The 16,686-nt window shown below is 74.9% G+C and carries 17 protein-coding genes; 12 read left to right on the forward strand and 5 right to left on the reverse strand.

Annotation, left to right across the window (positions count from 1 at the left end):
* The 5 genes from ATM99_RS15720 to dnaE form a co-directional block, all read left to right on the forward strand.
* On the forward strand, nt 1–451 hold a 451-nt coding region (locus tag ATM99_RS15720), incomplete at its 5' end, for a DivIVA domain-containing protein (protein ID WP_369798100.1).
* Between the two features lie 260 nt (nt 452–711).
* Nucleotides 712–1,143: a TraR/DksA C4-type zinc finger protein gene (locus ATM99_RS15725; protein WP_062103789.1), complete on the forward strand. Its 432-nt coding sequence runs from the start codon at nt 712–714 to the stop codon at nt 1,141–1,143.
* 26 nt (nt 1,144–1,169) lie between these two features.
* Complete coding sequence (lspA, locus tag ATM99_RS15730) at nt 1,170–1,826, forward strand: signal peptidase II (protein WP_150118333.1); 657 nt, start codon at nt 1,170–1,172, stop codon at nt 1,824–1,826.
* Nucleotides 1,823–2,758 carry an RluA family pseudouridine synthase gene (locus ATM99_RS15735; RefSeq protein ID WP_062103791.1) on the forward strand — a complete coding sequence of 312 codons (936 nt, stop codon included), beginning with the start codon at nt 1,823–1,825 and terminating at the stop codon, nt 2,756–2,758. The genes lspA and ATM99_RS15735 overlap by 4 nt, the downstream gene beginning before the upstream one ends.
* Before the next feature lie 74 nt (nt 2,759–2,832).
* Nucleotides 2,833–6,426 carry a DNA polymerase III subunit alpha gene (gene dnaE, locus ATM99_RS15740; protein ID WP_062103792.1) on the forward strand — a complete coding sequence of 1,198 codons (3,594 nt, stop codon included), beginning with the start codon at nt 2,833–2,835 and terminating at the stop codon, nt 6,424–6,426.
* A 54-nt stretch (nt 6,427–6,480) separates the two neighbouring features.
* On the opposite strand, the gene ATM99_RS15745 is transcribed toward dnaE, so the two are convergent.
* Nucleotides 6,481–6,714, reverse strand: coding sequence for an RNA-binding S4 domain-containing protein (locus ATM99_RS15745; RefSeq protein WP_062103793.1), 234 nt, complete (start codon nt 6,712–6,714; stop codon nt 6,481–6,483).
* 98 nt (nt 6,715–6,812) lie between these two features.
* Between ATM99_RS15745 and hisD the strand changes: the two genes are divergently transcribed.
* Nucleotides 6,813–8,135, forward strand: coding sequence for a histidinol dehydrogenase (hisD, locus tag ATM99_RS15750; RefSeq protein ID WP_062103794.1), 1,323 nt, complete (start codon nt 6,813–6,815; stop codon nt 8,133–8,135).
* 55 nt (nt 8,136–8,190) lie between these two features.
* Here the strand turns inward: hisD and ATM99_RS15755 are convergent, their stop codons facing one another.
* The gene (locus ATM99_RS15755; RefSeq protein ID WP_062103795.1) at nt 8,191–10,338 is read right to left on the reverse strand and encodes a RecQ family ATP-dependent DNA helicase; all 2,148 of its coding nucleotides are present in this window, start codon (nt 10,336–10,338) and stop codon (nt 8,191–8,193) included.
* Nucleotides 10,339–10,425: 87 nt separating this feature from the next.
* Here ATM99_RS15755 and ATM99_RS15760 point away from each other — a divergent pair, with 87 nt between their 5' ends.
* The 6 genes from ATM99_RS15760 (at nt 10,426) to ATM99_RS15785 (ending at nt 14,941) form a co-directional block, all read left to right on the forward strand.
* The gene (locus tag ATM99_RS15760) at nt 10,426–11,550 is read left to right on the forward strand and encodes a histidinol-phosphate transaminase (protein WP_062103802.1); all 1,125 of its coding nucleotides are present in this window, start codon (nt 10,426–10,428) and stop codon (nt 11,548–11,550) included.
* Complete coding sequence (gene hisB / locus ATM99_RS15765; protein WP_046528195.1) at nt 11,547–12,170, forward strand: imidazoleglycerol-phosphate dehydratase HisB; 624 nt, start codon at nt 11,547–11,549, stop codon at nt 12,168–12,170. Before ATM99_RS15760 ends, hisB begins: the two co-directional genes overlap by 4 nt.
* A complete protein-coding gene (locus ATM99_RS15770) occupies nt 12,167–12,655 on the forward strand; it encodes a hypothetical protein (RefSeq protein ID WP_062103796.1) in 489 nt (162 codons plus the stop codon). The genes hisB and ATM99_RS15770 overlap by 4 nt, the downstream gene beginning before the upstream one ends.
* Nucleotides 12,656–12,763: 108 nt before the next feature.
* On the forward strand, nt 12,764–13,411 hold the full coding sequence (hisH, locus tag ATM99_RS15775) for an imidazole glycerol phosphate synthase subunit HisH (RefSeq protein ID WP_062103797.1): 648 nt from the start codon (nt 12,764–12,766) through the stop codon (nt 13,409–13,411).
* Between the two features lie 52 nt (nt 13,412–13,463).
* Nucleotides 13,464–14,216: a bifunctional 1-(5-phosphoribosyl)-5-((5-phosphoribosylamino)methylideneamino)imidazole-4-carboxamide isomerase/phosphoribosylanthranilate isomerase PriA gene (gene priA, locus ATM99_RS15780; protein WP_062103798.1), complete on the forward strand. Its 753-nt coding sequence runs from the start codon at nt 13,464–13,466 to the stop codon at nt 14,214–14,216.
* Nucleotides 14,213–14,941 carry an SseB family protein gene (locus tag ATM99_RS15785; protein ID WP_062103799.1) on the forward strand — a complete coding sequence of 243 codons (729 nt, stop codon included), beginning with the start codon at nt 14,213–14,215 and terminating at the stop codon, nt 14,939–14,941. The genes priA and ATM99_RS15785 overlap by 4 nt, the downstream gene beginning before the upstream one ends.
* 19 nt (nt 14,942–14,960) lie before the next feature.
* On the opposite strand, the gene ATM99_RS15790 is transcribed toward ATM99_RS15785, so the two are convergent.
* From ATM99_RS15790 to ATM99_RS15800, 3 genes are all read right to left on the reverse strand, one after another.
* Nucleotides 14,961–15,368, reverse strand: coding sequence for a spore germination protein GerW family protein (locus ATM99_RS15790; protein ID WP_062103800.1), 408 nt, complete (start codon nt 15,366–15,368; stop codon nt 14,961–14,963).
* A gap of 22 nt (nt 15,369–15,390) precedes the next feature.
* Complete coding sequence (locus ATM99_RS15795) at nt 15,391–16,119, reverse strand: S1C family serine protease (protein WP_062103801.1); 729 nt, start codon at nt 16,117–16,119, stop codon at nt 15,391–15,393.
* On the reverse strand, nt 16,116–16,686 hold a 571-nt coding region (locus ATM99_RS15800), incomplete at its 5' end, for a hypothetical protein (RefSeq protein ID WP_062103803.1). The genes ATM99_RS15800 and ATM99_RS15795, both read right to left, overlap by 4 nt.

Raw genomic sequence — 16,686 nt, forward strand, 5'->3', positions numbered from 1 at the left:
GCTCGGCCGGGGCGCCCCCGCGCCCGTGCAGCCCGCACCGGTCCCCGCGCTCGCCCAGCCGCCCGTCGCGGCCACCTCGGCGCCCGTGCCGCAGCGCGGCAGCGAGCCCGAGTCGGCGACCGGCATGCTCGCGCTGGCCCAGAAGCTGCACGACGACTACGTGCGCAGCGGCCAGGAGGAGTCCGACCGTCTCATCAACGAGGCCAAGACCCGCGCGACCCGCATCGTGCGCGAGGCCGAGGAGACGTCGCAGCGCACGCTCGGCCAGCTCGAGCAGGAGCGCTCGCTCCTCGAGCGCAAGATCGACGAGCTGCGCGTCTTCGAGCGGGACTACCGCACGCGTCTGAAGAGCTACCTCGAGAACCTCCTGGGCGACCTCGAGAACCGCGGCAACGCGCTGCCGCCCCGTTCCGGCCAGGGTCAGCCGGTCGCGGAGAGCCAGAGCATCTGACGCCTGCACGACACGAACGACGCCGCCGGGGGAGTGCCACCCCCGGCGGCGTCGTCGTGTCCGGGCGGCGTGGTCGCGCGACCACGCCGCTGCCGGCGGCGCGGGTGGTCCAGGTCACCGTGGCGGTGCAGGTCGCGTCGGCGTGTCGCCGCCGCGCACGGGTCCCCGCCGTGGTGTTGTGCGCGGGCGCAGACGCGCATACAGTCGCCGCACTCGAGACGGGGGGAACGTCCGTGAGCACGAACGATGCACTGAGCACGATGACGATGGGGTCGCCGGAGGGCCGGGGGGCCCTGGTCGCGGTGCTTCCCGTCCGCGACGGGGAGGACCCCTGGACCGTGGACGAGCTGGAGGCCGTCGCGACCGAGCTGACGGCCGACCGTGAGCGGCTCGCGGGCGAGCTGGCCGCGGCCGACGCCGAGCTGTCCGAGCTCCTGCGCAACTCCGGCGACGGCGCCGGCGACGACCAGGCGGACTCGGGCTCGTCGGCCCTCGAGCGTGAGCACGAGCTCACGCTCGTCAACAACACGCGCGACCTGCTCGAGCAGACCACGCACGCCCTCGACCGGCTCGAGGCCGGCACGTTCGGCGTGTGCGAGTCCTGCGGGCAGGCGGTCGGCAAGGCGCGCCTGCAGGCGTTCCCGCGGGCCGTGCTCTGCGTGGCGTGCAAGCAGCGCGAGGAGCGGCGCTGACGCGCCCGTAGACTCCTGCGGTGCCCATGACGGACGACGACACCGCCCTGCCCGACGAGCGCCCGCACGACGGCGCCCTGGCGGCCTCGCCGCACCCTGACGCGGGCGCCGGGACGTCCGTCGCGTCGGGGCCGGGCGTCGACCCGGTGCGTCGTCGTCGGCTGCTGCGCACGTTCGCGCTGCTGACCGCCGGCGTGCTGCTGGTCGACCAGCTCACCAAGGTGTGGGCGGTCGCGACGCTCGTGCCGGGGGAGCGTACGCCGCTGCTCGGCGAGCTGTTCGGGCTGCAGCTCATCCGCAACGAGGGCGCGGCGCTGTCGATCGCGAGCGGCATGACGTGGGTGCTGACGATCGTGGCCACCGCGGTCGTCGTCGTCATCGTGCGCGTGTCCCGTCGGCTGGGGTCACGGGGCTGGGCGGTCGCGCTCGGGCTGCTGCTCGGCGGGGCGCTCGGCAACCTCGTGGACCGCATGGTCCGCGAGCCCGCTCCGCTGCACGGCCACGTCGTCGACTTCCTCGCGTACTGGCACCTGTTCATCGGCAACGTCGCGGACATCGCGATCGTGGTCGCGGCGGTGCTCGTGGTGTGGCTGAGCGCGCGCGGCGTGCACGTCGACGGCTCGCGCGACGGCGCGGCGGACGACGCGTCCGACGACGCGGTCGGTCGGGAGGGCGCCGCGTGAGCGGCGTGCGCGCGCTGCCGGTGCCCGACGGGCTGGCCGGGGAGCGCGTCGACGCGGCGCTCGCGCGCCTGCTGGGGCTGTCGCGCACCCGCGCCGCCGAGCTGGCCGCCGACGGCGCGGTGCGCGTCGACGGGCGTCCCGTCGCCAAGTCCGACCGGCTCGTGGCGGGCAGCTGGCTCGAGGTCGACCTCACCGAGCCCGAGCCCGCCGGACCGGTGGTCGTGCCCGAGCCCGTGCCGGGCATGCGCATCGTGCACGACGACGACGACCTCGTGGTCGTCGACAAGCCCGTCGGCGTCGCGGCTCACCCGTCGCCCGGCTGGACGGGGCCGACGGTCGTCGGTGCGCTCGCCGCGTCGGGCTACCGCATCGCGACGTCCGGCGCGGCCGAGCGCCAGGGGATCGTGCACCGCCTCGACGCCGGCACGTCAGGCCTGATGGTCGTGGCCAAGAGCGAGCACGCGTACACGGCGCTCAAGCGCGCGTTCAAGGAGCGCACGGTCGAGAAGGTCTACCACGCGCTCGCGCAGGGCCACCCGTCCCCGACGACGGGCACGATCGACGCGCCGATCGGCCGGCACCCGTCGTCGGACTGGAAGTTCGCGGTGGTCGCCGACGGCAAGCCGTCCGTCACGCACTACGAGGTGCTGGAGATGCTGCCGGGCGCCTCGCTCGTCGAGGTGCACCTCGAGACGGGCCGCACGCACCAGATCCGTGTGCACTTCGCGGCGCTGCGGCACAGCCTCGTGGGCGACCTCACGTACGGCGCGGACCCGGCGCTCGCGGCGCGCGTGGGCGTGCGGCGGCAGTGGCTGCACGCCGTGCGCCTCGGCTTCGAGCACCCCGGCACGGGGCAGTGGCTCGAGACGAGCAGCGACTACCCCGAGGACCTCGCGGCCGCGCTCGAGGGCCTGCGCGGCGCGTACGCCTGAGCCGCGACCGCACCCCGGCGTGACGCGCGCGGCCCTCGTCCGCGGCGTCGGTGGGGCGACGTAGGATCGCTCGCATGGCTGCTGGAGGATCCCCGGACCCGTCCTTCGTCCACCTCCACGTGCACAGCGAGTACTCGATGCTCGACGGTGCCGCCCGCATCGGCGAGATGCTCGACGAGGCCGCCCGGCTGGGTCAGCAGGCGATGGCCATCACCGACCACGGGTACCTGTTCGGGGCGTTCGAGTTCTGGCAGAAGGCCACCGACCGCGGCGTCAAGCCGATCATCGGGGTCGAGGCGTACGTCACGCCGGGCACGAGCCGGTTCGACCAGAACCGCGTGCGCTGGGGCGAGGCGCACCAGGCCTCCGACGACGTCTCGGCGCGCGGTGCGTACACGCACATGACGCTGCTGAGCCGCACCACCGAGGGCATGCACAACCTGTTCCGGATGGGGTCGCTGGCCTCGGTCGAGGGGCAGATGGGCAAGTGGCCCCGGATGGACCGCGAGCTGCTGACCCGCTACGCGGACGGTCTCATCGCGACGACGGGCTGCCCGTCGGGCGAGGTGCAGACGCGGCTGCGCCTGGGTCACTGGGACGAGGCCGTGCGCGCCGCGGGCGAGCTGCAGGACATCTTCGGCAAGGAGTTCTTCTACGTCGAGGTCATGGACCACGGGCTCGACATCGAGAAGCGCGTCATCAAGGACCTGCTGCGCGTCGCCGAGGCCATCGGGGCGCCGCTGGTCGCGACGAACGACCTGCACTACACGCGCGAGGAGGACGCCCACGCGCACGAGGTGCTGCTCGCCGTCCAGTCCGGGTCGACGCTCGACGAGCCGACCAGCGACAACGGCGGGTCGCGGTTCGCGTTCGGCGGCACGGGCTACTACGTGAAGTCCGCGGCCGAGATGCGCCGCACGTGGGCCGAGCTGCCCGAGGCGTGCGACAACACGCTGCTCATCGCCGAGCAGTGCGACGTGTCGTTCAACACCGGCGCGAACTACATGCCGCGGTTCCCCGTGCCCGCGGGGGAGAACGAGGACTCCTGGTTCGTCAAGGAGGTCCAGAACGGTCTGCTGCGGCGCTACTCCGGCTCGATCCCGGACGCGGTGCAGAAGCAGGCCGACTACGAGGTCGGCGTCATCACGCAGCTCGGGTTCTCCGGCTACTTCCTCGTGGTCGCGGACTTCATCAACTGGGCCAAGGCGCAGGGCATCCGCGTCGGGCCGGGCCGTGGCTCGGCCGCCGGCTCGATGGCGTCGTACGCGATGGGCATCACCGAGCTCGACCCGCTCGAGCACGGCCTGATCTTCGAGCGCTTCCTCAACCCCGAGCGCGTGTCCTGGCCCGACGTCGACGTCGACTTCGACGAGCGTCGGCGCGGCGAGGTCATCCGGTACGTCACCGAGAAGTACGGCGACGACCGGGTCTGCCAGATCGTCACCTACGGCACCATCAAGGCCAAGCAGGCGCTCAAGGACGCGTCGCGCGTGCTGGGCTTCCCGTTCGCGATGGGGGAGAAGCTCACCAAGGCGATGCCGCCGCCCGTCATGGGCAAGGACATCCCGCTGTCGGGCATGTACGACCCCGAGCACCCGCGCTACGCCGAGGCCGACGAGTTCCGGCAGGTCGTCGCGGCGGACCCCGAGGCGCAGCGTGTGCTGGAGACCGCGCGCGGCCTGGAGAACCTCAAGCGCCAGTGGGGCGTGCACGCGGCCGGCGTCATCATGTCGAGCGAGCCGCTGCTCGACATCATCCCGATCATGAAGCGCCCGCAGGACGGCGCGATCATCACGCAGTTCGACCAGCCGGCGTCCGAGGCCCTGGGCCTGATCAAGATGGACTTCCTGGGCCTGCGCAACCTCACGATCCTCGACGACGCGCTCGAGAACATCGTGATGAACGGCAAGGAGCCGATCGCGATCGAGGAGGTCGCGCTCGACGACCCCGCGACGTACGAGCTGCTGGGCCGTGGCGACACGCTCGGGGTGTTCCAGCTCGACGGCGGGCCCATGCGCTCGCTGCTGCGCCAGATGCGGCCCGACAACTTCGAGGACGTCTCGGCCGTCATCGCGCTGTACCGCCCGGGCCCGATGGGCATGAACTCGCACGTGAACTACGCGTTGCGCAAGAACGGGCTGCAGGAGATCGAGCCGATCCACCCCGAGCTCGTGGAGCCCCTCGAGGACGTGGTGGGCATCACCCACGGCCTGATCGTCTACCAGGAGCAGGTGCAGCGCGCCGCCCAGAAGCTCGCGGGCTACTCGCTGGGTCAGGCCGACCTGCTGCGCCGCGCGATGGGCAAGAAGAAGAAGGAGGTCCTCGACAAGGAGTTCGTGCCCTTCCAGGCGGGGATGCGCGAGCGGGGCTACTCCGACGCGGCGATCCAGGCGGTGTGGGACGTGCTCGTCCCGTTCGCCGGGTACGCGTTCAACAAGGCGCACTCGGCGGCCTACGGCGTGGTGTCGTACTGGACCGCGTTCCTCAAGGCGAACTACCCGACCGAGTACATGGCGGGCCTGCTGACGTCGGTGCGCGACGACAAGGACAAGTCGGCGCTGTACCTCGGCGAGTGCCGGCACATGGGCATCACGGTGCTGCCGCCCGACGTCAACTCCTCGTCGGCGAACTTCACGGCCGTGGGCGTCGACATCCGGTTCGGCCTCACCGCGGTGCGCAACGTCGGCGCCAACGTCGTCGACGCGATCGTCAAGGCCCGCGAGGAGAAGGGCGCGTTCACGTCCTTCACCGACTTCCTCGACAAGGTGCCGGCCGTGGTCTGCAACAAGCGGACGATCGAGTCGCTCATCAAGGCGGGCGCGTTCGACTCCCTCGGGCACGCGCGCCGCGCGCTGCTGCTGATCCACGAGCAGGCGGTCGACGCCGTGATCGACGTCAAGCGCAAGGAGGCGACGGGGCAGTTCGACCTGTTCGCCGAGCTGGGCGGCGACGAGGAGACCGGCAGCGGGATCGCCGTGACGATCCCCGACCTGCCCGACTGGGACAAGAAGCAGCGCCTGGCGTTCGAGCGCGAGATGCTCGGCCTCTACGTGTCCGACCACCCGCTGTCAGGGCTCGAGCACGTGCTGTCGGCGCAGGCCGACGTCTCGATCGCGACGCTCAACGCCGACGAGGCACGCCCCGACGGGTCGACCGTCGTGGTCGCGGGGCTCGTGACGAGCCTGCAGCGCAAGATGTCGAAGCAGGGCAACCCGTGGGCCGCCGTGACGCTCGAGGACATGGAGGGCTCGGTCGAGATCATGTTCTTCGGCGAGACCTACCTCGCCTACTCGACCGTGCTCGCCGAGGACGCCGTCCTCGTCATCCGTGGCCGCGTGCGGCGACGCGACGACCAGATGCAGCTGCAGGCGATGGAGGTGACGATCCCCGACACGTCGGCCGTGGCCGACGCGCCCGTCGTCGTCTCGCTCGCCGAGTCGCGCTGCACGCCGCCCGTCGTCGAGCGGCTGCGCGAGGTGCTGTCGACGCACCCCGGCGTGAACGAGGTGCACCTGCGTCTGACCAGCCCCGGCCGCGCCGTCGTCATGCGGCTCGAGGACGGGCTGCGGGTCGAGCGGTCGCCCTCGCTGTTCGGCGACCTCAAGGCGCTGCTCGGGCCGAGCTGCCTCGCGACGCCCGGGCAGCCGGCCGTGGGGATGGCCTCCTAGGCTTCCCCGGTCCGCGGCGGACGTGCCGCCGCGGACCTCGGAGCGCCGGCGGGCTCAGTCGTCCTCGTCCTCGTCGTCGAGCTCCACGACCGCCTGCAGCGGGCCGCCCGGCAGGTCGACCTCGACGACGTCCCCGACCTGCAGCTGGCGGCCGCGGCGCGTCTCGGGCTCGCCGTTCACGGTCACGGCGTCGTCGTCGAGCAGCGCGCGCGCGTGCCCGCCGGTCTCGGCGAGGCCGACGAGCTTGAGGAACTGGCCGAGGCGGATGGGGTCGTCGCGCGTGCTCACGCGCCCAGTGTGGCAGGCGGCCGGCCGCGCGGGCCGCCGCGCGGTCCGGACCGCGGACGCACGGCGTCGCCGACCGCACCCGGCCTAGAATCCGAGACGTGATCTCCCGCATCGACCTGCGCGGTCGGACCCTGTCGCGTCGTGAGCTGCTCGACGAGCTGCCCCGGGCCGAGCTCGACGTCGAGCACGCCGCGGCCGCCGTCGCGCCCATCCTCGAGCAGGTCCGTGCGCACGGGGCGGCCGCGCTGCGCGACCTGTCCGAGCGGTTCGACGGCGTGCGGCCCGTGCACGTGCGCGTGCCCGCCGACGTCGTCGCGGCCGCGGTGGACGCGCTCGACCCGCAGGTGCGCGCGGCGCTCGAGGAGACGATCGTCCGCGTCCGTCGCGTGCACGCCGCGCAGCGGCCCGCCGACTTCACGGTCGAGGTCGCCCCCGGGGCCCAGGTGCGCCAGCGGTGGCTGCCCGTGCGCCGCGTCGGGCTGTACGTGCCCGGTGGGCTCGCGGTGTACCCGTCGTCGGTGGTCATGAACGTCGTGGCCGCGCAGGAGGCGGGCGTCGCGTCGCTCGCGGTCGTGTCGCCGCCCCAGAAGGACCGCGACGGGCTGCCCGACCCGGTCGTGCTCGCGACGTGCGCGCTGCTCGGGGTCGACGAGGTGTACGCGGTCGGCGGCGCGCAGGCCGTCGCGATGCTCGCGTACGGCGCGGCAGGGTCGGACGACGTCGACGGCGAGACGCTGTGCGAGCCGGTCGACGTCATCACCGGGCCCGGCAACGTGTACGTCGCGGCGGCCAAGCGCCTCGTGCGCGGGTTCGTCGGGATCGACGCCGAGGCCGGACCGACCGAGATCGCCGTTCTCGCCGACGGGACCGCCGACGCCGTGCACGTCGCCGCGGACCTCGTGTCGCAGGCCGAGCACGACCCGCTCGCCGCGGCCGTGCTCGTCACGCCGTCGGTCGAGCTCGCGGGCGCCGTCGAGGCCAAGCTCGTCGACCGCGTCGAGGACACCGTGAACCGCGAGCGGGTCGCGACGGCGCTGCGCGGGTCGCAGTCCGCGATCGTGCTGGTGGACGATCTCGAGGCGGGCCTGGAGGTCGTGAACGCCTACGGCGCGGAGCACCTCGAGATCCAGACGGTCGACGCCGCCGCGTGGGCGCAGCGCGTCACGAGCGCCGGCGCGATCTTCGTCGGTCCCTGGTCGCCCGTGTCGCTCGGCGACTACATGGCCGGGTCCAACCACGTGCTGCCCACGGGCGGCTGCGCGCACTTCGCGAGCGGGCTCGGCGTGCACTCGTTCCTGCGTGCCGTCCAGGTGATCGAGTACGACGCCGACGCGCTCGCGGCCGTCGCCGACCGGGTCGTCGCGCTCGCGGACGCCGAGGGTCTGCCGGCGCACGGCGAGGCGGTCCGCGCGCGGTTCTGACGCGCCCGACGGCCCGTCCCGCGTCGCCCGTGCGCGCCGGGACGGCCCGTCCGCGTCAGCCGACCCCGAGGACGAACGGCAGCACCTGCGACGCCCCGGCGCGCCGCAGCAGGCGACCGGCGACCGTGAGCGTCCACCCCGTGTCGGTACGGTCGTCGACCAGCAGCACACGGCGGCCCGCGACGGCCTGCACCACGTCCGCGGGCAGGTCGAGGTGCCGCAGCACGTCGGCGAGCCGCTGCGCCGAGTTCACGTCGTGCCGTGACGGCGTGCCCGTGGGCACGAGCGCGCCGACGAGCGGCACGCCCAGCAGCCGCGCCGTGCCGGCGGCGAGGTGCTCGACGAGCGCGCCCCGGCTCTCGGACGCCACCGCGACGACCACGTCGACCTGCGGCGTCCACGCGTCGAGCACGGTGCGCACCGGCGGACGCAGGTTCGCGGGCAGCTCGGCCGGGACCTGCTCACGCAGGGCCTCGCGTAGCGGGCCGCCCCACCCGAGCGCGTCGAGGCGGCCGACCGCGCGTCCCTCCTCGACCTGCTCGTCGGCGGGGATGCGGCCCTTGAGGTCGAGGCCCAGCGACCCCAGGCCCGACGGCCACTGCCGCCGGGCGGTCACGGGCTCGCCCGGCACCGCGAGCAGCTCGCGCGCGTGCTCGACGGCCGACGTGTCCGGCACGGCGCCCACGGTCTCGCCCGTGCAGCGGTCGCACCGGCCGCAGCGCCAGCCGTCGGGCAGGGCCGGGTCGTCGAGCGCGGCCCGCAGGAACGCCATGCGGCAGCCCTCGGTCGCCTGGTAGTCGAGCATCGTGCGCTGCTCGGCGCGCCGAGCAGCCGTCACGCGCGCGTACCGCTCGCCGTCGTACGACCACGGCTCGCCCGTCGACTCCCAGCCGCCCCGCACGCGCCGCACGGCGCCGTCGACGTCAAGCACCTTGAGCATCCCCTCGAGGCGGCTGCGGCGCAGGCTCACGAAGGTCTCGAGGCTCGCGGTCGACAGCGTGCCGTGCGCGTCGAGCGCCGCGAGCGTCGCGCGCACCTGGTCCTCGGGCGGGAACGCGGTCGAGGCGAACCACTCCCAGATCGCCTGGTCGTCGTGGCCCGGCAGCAGCACGACGTCCGCCCGCTGCGTCGCACGGCCCGCACGGCCGACCTGCTGGTAGTACGCGATCGGCGACGACGGCGCACCGACGTGCACGACGAACCCGAGGTCGGGCTTGTCGTACCCCATGCCGAGCGCCGACGTCGCGACGAGCGCCTTGACGCGGTTGGCGAGCAGGTCCGCCTCGGCCTGCTCGCGCTCGGTCGGGTCGGTCTGCCCGGTGTAGGCGCGCACGTCGAGCCCCGCGGAGCGCAGGTGCTCGGTGACCTGCTCGACCGCCGCGATCGTCAGGCAGTAGACGATGCCGGACCCCTGCAGCGCCGGGAGCGTCGCCGCGAGCCAGGCCAGGCGCGTCGCGACGTCGGGCAGCGTGGTCACCTGCAGGCGCAGGCTCGGGCGGTCGAGCGTGCCGCGCAGCACGAGCGCACCCGCGTCGTCCTCGCCGACCGCGAGCTGCTCGGCGACGTCGGCCGTCACGCGCGCGTTCGCGGTCGCGGTCGTCGCGAGCACCGGCACGCCGTGCGGCAGGTCGGCCAGGAGCGTGCGGATGCGGCGGTAGTCGGGGCGGAAGTCGTGCCCCCAGTCCGACACGCAGTGCGCCTCGTCGACGACCACGAGACCGGCGTCGGACGCGAGCCGCGGCAGCACCTCGTCGCGGAAACCCGGGTTGTTGAGGCGCTCGGGGGAGACGAGCAGCACGTCGACCTCGCCCGCCGCGATGCGCGCGTGCACGTCGTCCCAGTCCTGCTGGTTGGCCGAGTTCAGCGTCTCCGCCGCGATGCCCGCGCGCCGCGCGGCCTCCACCTGGTTGCGCATGAGCGCGAGCAGCGGCGACACGATGATCGTCGCGCCGCGCGGCGGGCCGGCCGCGCCGCCGCGCAGCAGCGCGGTCGCGACGAAGTACACGGCCGACTTGCCCCACCCGGTGCGCTGCACGACGAGCACGCGGCGCCGGTCGGCGACGAGCGCCTCGACGGCCTGCCACTGGTCCTCGTGCAGGCGCGCGTCGGGCCGCCCGACCAGCGCGCGCAGCACGTCCTCGGCCCGCGCGCGCAGCGCGGTGCGGTCGACGGCGGTCGCGGCGGGGACGGCGGGGGTGGGCATGTCCGGCAGCGTACGTGCGTGCGCCGACACCGCCCGGTGGGTGGGCGAGGCCGCGGAGGTGCCGCGCCCGGTCCCTACACTCGGGGCGTGACCGCCTCGTCCGACCCCTCGCTCGCGGCCGTGCTGCCGCTGCGCCCCGAGCTCGCGGGCCTCGAGCCCTACGGCGCCCCCCAGCTCGACGTCCCCGTGCTGCTCAACGTCAACGAGAACCCGTACGCGCCGTCCGAGCAGGTCGTCGCCGACGTCGCCGCGGCCGTCGCGGACGCCGCGCGCGGGCTCAACCGGTACCCGGACCGCGACTTCGCGGACCTGCGGGCCGACCTCGCCGCCTACCTGCTCGCCGAGTCCGGCGTCGCGCTCACGCCCGCGCAGGTGTGGGCCGCCAACGGCTCGAACGAGATCATGCTGCACGTCCTGCAGGCGTTCGGCGGTCCCGGCCGCACGGCCCTGTCGTTCGCGCCCACGTACTCGATGTACCCCGAGTACGCGCGCGACACCTCGACCCGGTGGGTCGTGGGGCGGCGGGCGGAGGACTTCACGCTCGACCCCGAGCACGCGCGCGCGACGATCGCGGAGCACGCGCCGAGCGTCGTGCTGCTCGCGAGCCCCAACAACCCGACGGGCACCGCCCTGCCGGCCGGCACGGTGCGCGCCGTGCTCGACGCGGCCGCGCGCGTGCCCGGCGGCTGCGTGGTCGTCGTCGACGAGGCGTACGGCGAGTTCCGGCGTGCCGGCACCCCGTCGGCGCTCGAGCTGCTGGCGGACCACCCGCACCTCGCCGTGAGCCGCACGATGTCCAAGGCGTTCGGCCTCGCGGGCGCCCGCGTGGGGTACCTGGCCGCTGCGCCCGCGCTCGTCGACGCGCTGCGCGTCGTGCGCCTGCCGTACCACCTGTCGGCCGTGACGCAGGCCGTGGCGCGCGCCGCGCTCGCGCACGCGCCCGAGCTCATGGCCCAGGTCGGCTCGCTGCGCGACGAGCGCGACGCGCTCGTCGCGTGGCTGCGCGGCCGCGGGTTCGAGGCCGCCGACTCGGACGCGAACTTCGTGCTGTTCGGCCGGTTCGACGACCGCGACGCGGTCTGGCAGGGTCTGCTCGACCGGGGCGTGCTCGTGCGCGTCACGGGCCCCGAGGGGTGGCTGCGGGTGTCGGTCGGCACCCCGGCGGAGACGGCGGCGTTCACGGACGCCCTGGCGGAGGTGACGGGACGATGAGCGGGGAGCCCAGCGGGACGGGCCGTCGCACGGCGCGCGTCGAGCGCGGCACGAGCGAGTCGAGCGTCGTGGTCGAGGTCGACCTCGACGGCACGGGACGCACGCAGATCGACACGGGCGTGCCGTTCTACGACCACATGCTCACGGCCCTCGGCAAGCACTCGCTGATCGACCTCACGGTGCGCGCGCAGGGCGACACGCACATCGACGCGCACCACACCGTCGAGGACACCGCGATCGTGCTGGGCCAGGCGCTGCGGCAGGCGCTCGGCGACAAGCGCGGCATCGTCCGCTACGGCGACGCGACCGTGCCGCTCGACGAGGCGCTCGCGCACGCGGTCGTCGACGTCTCCGGCCGGCCGTACTTCGTGCACTCGGGCGAGCCCGAGGGGCAGCAGTACCACCTCATCGGCGGCCACTTCACGGGCTCGCTCACGGCGCACGTGCTCGAGTCGATCGCGCACCACGCGGCGTTCACGGTGCACGTGCGCGTGCTCGCGGGCCGCGACCCGCACCACATCGTCGAGGCGCAGTTCAAGGCGCTCGCGCGCGCGCTGCGTACCGCTGTCGCGCTCGACCCGCGGGTCGACGGCGTGCCGTCCACCAAGGGGGCCCTGTGAGCGCCGACGGCCCGGGTGACGACCTCGACGGCCTCGAGGTCCCCGACGACCTGTCGTCCCTGACGGCCGAGCAGCCGCCGACCGTCGCCGTGGTCGTCACGCAGGTCGCGGTCGCCGACGCGCTCGCCGCGGCGTGCTCGCTCGCCAAGGTGGACGTCGACGCCGTGCCGTCGCCGATCGGCGCGCTCGCGGTGGTCCGCGACCCGGCGGCCGGCTCGCAGGCCGCCGGCGCCGTCTCACGTCTGCTGAGGCAGGTGCCGGTCGTGCTGCTCGAGCGTCGCGAGGGCAAGGTCACGGCCTCGCAGTGGGTCGGCGGCGAGCGCGAGAAGGACCTGCCCGCGGGGCTCGTGCTCTCGGGTGCGCCGCCCGTGCTCGAGGACCTGCTGCTCGGCGACGTGCCCGTGGACGAGCTCGAGGGCGTGGTCACGTCGGTGGGTCTGTCGCGGTGGAAGGCGATGCGCATGCTGGCGGCGCACCGCCGCTGACCCCCGGCCCGCTGACCCCCGACCCCGCGTCGCGGCGTCCGGGCGGGTGGTCGTCCGCCCGCCGGACGACCGACGGGCGGTGCGTGCGCGCGCGGGTAGCCTGTCCGGGTGTCTCCCCGCGTCGTCGTCCTCGACTACGGCTTCGGCAACGTGCGCTCCGCCGTCCGGGCCCTCGCCCGCGTCGGCGCCGACGTCGAGCTGACGGCCGACAAGCGCGCCGCGCTCGAGGCCGACGGGCTCGTCGTGCCGGGCGTGGGCGCGTTCGCGGCCGTCATGGCCGGACTGCGCGGCGTCGACGGGGACCAGGTCGTCGACCGCCGGCTCGCGGGCGGGCGTCCCGTGCTGGGCATCTGCGTCGGCATGCAGGTGATGTTCGGCGAGGGCGTCGAGCACGGCGTGCGCACCGACGGCCTCGGCGAGTGGCCCGGCGTGGTCGACCGCCTCGAGGCCGACGTCGTGCCGCACATGGGCTGGGCCACCGTCGACGCGCCCGCGGGCTCGGTGCTGTTCGACGGGCTCGCCGACGAGCGCTTCTACTTCGTGCACTCCTACGCCGCGCGGACGTTCCCCCTGCTCGACGCGCCGGCCGCCGGTGAGCACCCGCTCGCGGCGCCGCTCGTCACGTGGTCGGACCACGGCGGGCGGTTCGTCGCCGCGGTCGAGAACGGGCCGCTGTCGGCCACCCAGTTCCACCCCGAGAAGTCCGGCGACGCCGGCGCGCAGCTGCTGTCCCACTGGGTCGGCTCGCTGCGCTGAGCACCGCCCGCGCCCGCCTCCGGCGCGCGCGGACCCCACCCGGAGAGGACCCATGACACCCACGCGTGAGCCCCGGCTCGAGCTGCTGCCCGCCGTCGACGTCGCGAACGGCCAGGCCGTGCGCCTCGTGCAGGGCGAGGCCGGCTCGGAGACGTCGTACGGCGACCCGCTGTCGGCGGCCCTCGACTGGTACGCCGGCGGCGCCGAGTGGATCCACCTCGTCGACCTCGACGCCGCCTTCGGGCGCGGCACCAACGCGGTGCTGCTGGGCAAGGTCGCGGCCGAGCTCGCCGCCAAGGGCGTCAAGGTCGAGCTGTCGGGCGGGATCCGGGACGACGCGTCGCTCGAGCGCGCGCTCGCGACGGGTGCGACGCGGGTCAACCTCGGCACGGCCGCGCTCGAGGACCCCGAGTGGACCGCGCGGGTCATCGCGTCGCACGGCGACCAGATCGCCGTGGGGCTCGACGTGCGCGGCACGACGCTCGCGGCGCGCGGCTGGACGCAGGAGGGCGGCGACCTGTGGGAGGTGCTCGCGCGCCTCGACGACGCGGGCTGCTCGCGGTACGTCGTCACCGACGTGACCAAGGACGGCACGCTGCGCGGGCCCAACCTCGAGCTGCTGCGCGAGGTGTGCGAGCGCACGTCGGCGCCGGTCGTGGCGTCGGGCGGCATCTCGAGCCTCGAGGACGTCGCGGCGCTGCGCACGCTCGTGCCGGCCGGCGTCGAGGGCGCGATCGTCGGCAAGGCGCTGTACGCGGGCGCGTTCACGCTGCCGCAGGCGCTGGACGTCGCCGGTCGCCCGTGACGGGCTGCGAGCTGCCCCCGTCGTCGCCGTTCGCGGGCGACGACGGCTCGGCCGACCCCGCGCTGACCGCGACGCTCGCGCGGTACGCCGACGGCGGGGCCGAGCTCGCGGACGTCGTCGCGGCGCTCGCGCCGACGCGCGTGCTCGTGCCCGTGCTGGCCGAGCTCGAGGTCGAGGGCGTCGTCGAGCACGACGGCCACGCGCACACGGTCGACAAGGAGGCCTCGGCCGGCGTCGTCGCGCTGCGCACGCCCGACGGCCGCACGGCGCTGCCCGTCTTCACGGGCGTCGTGGCGATGACCCGCTGGCGCGCCGACGCCCGCCCGGTGCCGTCCGACGTCGCGCGCGCCGCGCTCTCGGCGGTCACCGAGGGCTGGGAGGTCATGGTCCTCGACGCGGGCGGCCCGGTCACCGCGGTGCTGCCGCGCACGGCCGTCTACGCGCTCGCCCAGGGCCTGCCGTGGCGTCCCGCGGTGAGCGGCGGTCGCGTCGACGACGACGTCCGCGCGGCCGTGCGGGAGGCCGTGGCCGGTGTCCGCCTGGTCGCCGGCGCCGACGCGGTGCCCGGGACGCGCGCCGAGGTGGCCGTCGAGCTCGCGGTGCTGCCCGGGCTGGACCGGCCGGCGCTGGACCGCGTGCTCGGCCAGGTCAACGCGGCGCTCGCGCAGCACCCCGACGTCGCCGCCCGGGTCGACTCGCTCGAGCTGCGGGTCCGCACCGCCTGACGGCCCGGTCCGTGCGCGGTCAGCGGCGCCGGACCGCCCACGCCAGCGCCAGCGCGCACCCGACGACGGCGCCGACCAGCTGTCCGCCGAGGATCACCCGGTTGAGGTCGAGCGCCGGGTGCCAGTGCGCACCGTCGTCGTCCACCACGAACACGCCGACCGCCTTGACGTGCGTGCCGAAGCCGCCGCCCCCGGCGTCGCCGGTGCCGTACGGGCCCGCGCCCCGGCCCCTCTCGTCGTCGCGACGCGGCCCCGACACCCCGCCGTCCCCGGTCGCGGTGCCGGTACCCACGACGCCCGACACCCGCGCGACGGGCACGACGAGCGCGCCGTCACGTTCGTAGGCCTCGCCGAAGACGCGACGCACGGTCAGCGTGTCGTCGGCGGACCGCGTCAGCGACGTCGGGTCGAAACGGTGCTCGCTCATGTCGTGCGTCCTCTCCTCGGGGTCACCCGCACGCGGCCGCGGCGGTGAACGCGGTCTCGTCGGCCAGCAGGGTGCGCAGCGTGCTCACCGGCACCAGGAAGCTCATGTCGTCGGCGTTCTTGGCGTACACGACACCGATCACGCGCCCCTCGGCGTCGAGCGCCGCCGACCCGGACGAGCCCGGCTCGACGGGGGCGTCGGTGACCAGCACCTCGCCCAGGTTCTCGTTGAGGGGGTCGGTGACCGCACCCACGACCCGACCGTCGGTCACGGTCAGCTGCCTGCCGAGCGGGTACCCGACGACCGTCACGGGGTCGCCCACGGCCGGGTCCGCGTCCGCCAGCACGGGCGCGGCGGGCAGCGCGTCGACCGTGCGCACGACCGCGAGGTCCGCGAGGGCCGCGGTGCTCGCGGCCTCGGCGGCGACGTCGCGCCCGTCGTACGTGCTCAGCTCGAGCTCGGCCGAGTCCGCCACGACGTGCCGGTTCGTCACGAGCGTGTGCTCGCCGACCGCGAACCCCGAGCCGGTCGACAGCGCGCCGCAGCCGATGTTGCGGATCCGCACGGCCATGCGCTGGGCCGCGTCGAACCCGTCCGGCGAGAGCTGCGAGCCGTCCGCGCTCGCGGACGGCGCGGGTGCTGCGCTCGGCACGACGCTGTCGGGCACGGCGGGTGCGGGCTGGGGGAGCAGCGCGCACCCGCCCAGCGTCAGCAGCGCGACGAGCGCCGGGAGAGCGCCCCGTCGGGTCACCGCGCGAGCTCCCGCTGCAGGGCCGCGTTCGCGTCCGTGGCGGCACCGCACACCCGGTCGACGTCGGCGCGGAACCGTGCCAGGTCGTCCGCGTCGTACTGCGCGGTGTCCCCGAGGTACCCGATGAGCCGCTTCTGACCGTCGATGCAGGTGCTCAGGGCGGTCGCGACGTCGCCGGCGGCACGCGACACGCGAGCCTGGTAGTCCGCGAGCTGCTGCTGCTCGGCCGTCGAGTCGCCCAGCTGGGCCTTCTCGTCGGCCAGCTCGGTGATCCGGGTCTGCGCCGTCGCGAGCTGACCGCGGGTCGCCTCGAGCTCGGACGACGTCGCCTCGAGGTCGGCCTGGCTCTGCGCGAGCTGCGCGCCGTGCTCGCGGGCCAGGGCCTCCCAGTCCGCGGCCGCGTCGCGCCACGAGTCGCTCGCGCGCCACAGGTGGGTGCCGAGCACGCCCGCCGCGACCAGCACGCCGACGAGGACCACCGACAGCACGACGACCGCCCGCCGGCGCGGCGGGCGCGGCGCGGGGTCGTCCTGCGCGGGCGGGGCGGCCACCGGCCACCCGCCCGGC

Origin of the sequence: Cellulomonas sp. B6, from assembly GCF_001462455.1 — a bacterium.
Lineage (GTDB): Bacteria > Actinomycetota > Actinomycetes > Actinomycetales > Cellulomonadaceae > Cellulomonas.